Below are 1,887 nucleotides of genomic sequence, written 5' to 3'. Positions count from 1 at the left end.
TGTCGGATCAAGTGACACTATTACTGGGACTTATGATGGCACCAATGCTAAATTTGTTCGCGTTGAAGTGAATGGGGAAAAGAAAACTTTGATTTCTTCTAAAGATTTGGCTAATGGGCAAATCAAATACTATGTAGGCAAAGATTTGAAAGCTTCTGACGATGTTCAAATAGTTTTATTCGATCAAAATTATCAAGAAATTGGGCGACAAGATGTCGTGATTTCTGTAGAGCAAATATTTGATATTAGAGGCGCCGCTACAGCGAGTAAGTATAACAAAAAGATGCTAATCACTTTTGAAGACAATAAATGTACTTTAACTTATAACACTCCAGGTTGGTATATCCAGATCCATCCATATTTTGATACCTATTTTTCTATAAATATTACAGATTCAAATAATAATGTTATTTATGATCATGTTTGGAAAGGGACTGATATGACAAATAGTAATCATTTAATAGGAACTTATGATGTTCCAGATGGCAGTATCGTTACTATGTATCATGCAGAAGGGACAGGTCATGCATTTGGAACAAATGATGATGATGATTTAAAACCAAAATCAGGACATACGTATACGTACAAAATGGAGAAAAATCATTTAGTTTTTGTAAGTGCAGAATAAATTAATTTGTATTATAACCTATAATCTAACATGACTTTCTAAATTTAAATAAATTTTGATGTCCACTCTTGAGAAACCAAAAGGTACTGCCTGTTAGTAATGTTTCAGGCAGTACCTTTTGGTTTCTCAGTCAATTTATTGGCCATTCTGGTTAAAAGATGTATTCAAGCAATTGATTAATCTTGGCCATATCTTGTAGTGGTAAACTCTCAATCTTTTTTAGTTTTCTTTCTCTGAAATCTAATGATTTTCCTTGAGAAATAAGTATTTGTCCGTCAGTATCCAAATTTTCAGGCAGAGTATAGCGAGTAGGTAATTTTTTTATAGTAGAAGTAATTGGACAAATAACTGCAAACATTGTTTTACGATTAAATTCATAACGGGAGACAACTAGTCCAGATCGTCTTTTTGGACTTTCTTTTTCTCCAAAAGGATCAAAATCAATCCAAACGATATCCCCCTTTTTAGGAATATAGTTTTTTTCTTCTAACATTATAAAATTTCTCTCCCTTCAGGAGTTAAATCTCCCCATTCATCTTTTTCATAATACTCTGCCTCTTCTCCTCCACTAAATGGATCTTCGATTTTAGGAACTAATGTAATTGTCCCGTCATCAGAATAAACTACAATATATTCTTGATTTTCTGATGGTTTCTTTCCGTTATTAGACGGTAAAGTAATCACTATAGAACTTCCTTGTAATCTAGATTTTGTAATAAGCATATAAACACTCCTTTTTATTTATATTACTATATAACACTAAGTAACGTAAAGTTTTACAATAGATTTATTTGGAAACATCAAGTGTCCACAAAATGACCCATTTCTGGACACTTTATTTTTTGGCTTTATTTTTCAAAAAAGCAATTCATTTTATGTTCATAAACCCATAACAAAATCTATGTTCATTTAAACCATGTTGATAAAGTTATGGTACAATAGATTTTAGTTAGGAGTGATTTTTTTGAAAATAGGATACGCTCGGGTATCAACTGGATTACAAAATTTAGATTTACAAGAAGATAGTTTAAATAAATTTGGCTGTGAGAAAATTTTTACCGACCATATGAGTGGAGCAAAAAGTAATCGACCAGGATTAGAAATGGCCATCGATTTTGTTCGTTCTGGAGATACACTTGTCGTTTGGCGTTTAGATCGATTAGGAAGGAATATGGAAGATTTGATTTCAATTGTTAATCGTTTGAATGAACGAGGTGTCAGTTTTCATAGTCTTCAAGAAAATATCACGATGGATAAAT

Annotated in this window: 4 protein-coding genes; 2 read left to right on the top strand and 2 right to left on the bottom strand. The window is 31.6% G+C overall.

Translation table 11 applies throughout. The annotated features are described in order from the left end of the window. Positions 1-628 (top strand): immunoglobulin-like domain-containing protein (locus tag AB3I00_RS14470; protein WP_368025593.1); only part of this gene is annotated, 628 nt, incomplete at its 5' end. A gap of 151 nt (positions 629-779) precedes the next feature. Here the strand turns inward: AB3I00_RS14470 and AB3I00_RS14465 are convergent. Both AB3I00_RS14465 and AB3I00_RS14460 read right to left on the bottom strand, forming a co-directional pair. Beyond that, on the bottom strand, positions 780-1,121 hold the full coding sequence (locus tag AB3I00_RS14465; protein ID WP_368025592.1) for a type II toxin-antitoxin system PemK/MazF family toxin: 342 nt from the start codon (positions 1,119-1,121) through the stop codon (positions 780-782). Further along, the gene (locus AB3I00_RS14460) at positions 1,121-1,351 is read right to left on the bottom strand and encodes an AbrB family transcriptional regulator (RefSeq protein ID WP_368025591.1); all 231 of its coding nucleotides are present in this window, start codon (positions 1,349-1,351) and stop codon (positions 1,121-1,123) included. The genes AB3I00_RS14465 and AB3I00_RS14460 overlap by 1 nt, the downstream gene beginning before the upstream one ends. 232 nt (positions 1,352-1,583) lie before the next feature. On the opposite strand from AB3I00_RS14460, the gene AB3I00_RS14455 reads away from it, so the two are divergent. Then, positions 1,584-1,887 (top strand): recombinase family protein (locus AB3I00_RS14455; RefSeq protein WP_368025590.1); only part of this gene is annotated, 304 nt, incomplete at its 3' end.

It is taken from the genome of Enterococcus sp. C76, assembly GCF_040886985.1.
GTDB classification, from domain to species: Bacteria; Bacillota; Bacilli; order Lactobacillales; family Enterococcaceae; genus Enterococcus_B; species Enterococcus_B lactis.
This window is presented reverse-complemented; position numbering and strand designations above follow the sequence as displayed.

Coding starts and splice junctions, on each gene's coding strand:
- AB3I00_RS14465 (WP_368025592.1), bottom strand. CDS start 1,121: ATGTTAGAAGAAAAAAACTATATTCCTAAAAAGGGGGATATCGTTTGG.
- AB3I00_RS14460 (WP_368025591.1), bottom strand. CDS start 1,351: ATGCTTATTACAAAATCTAGATTACAAGGAAGTTCTATAGTGATTACT.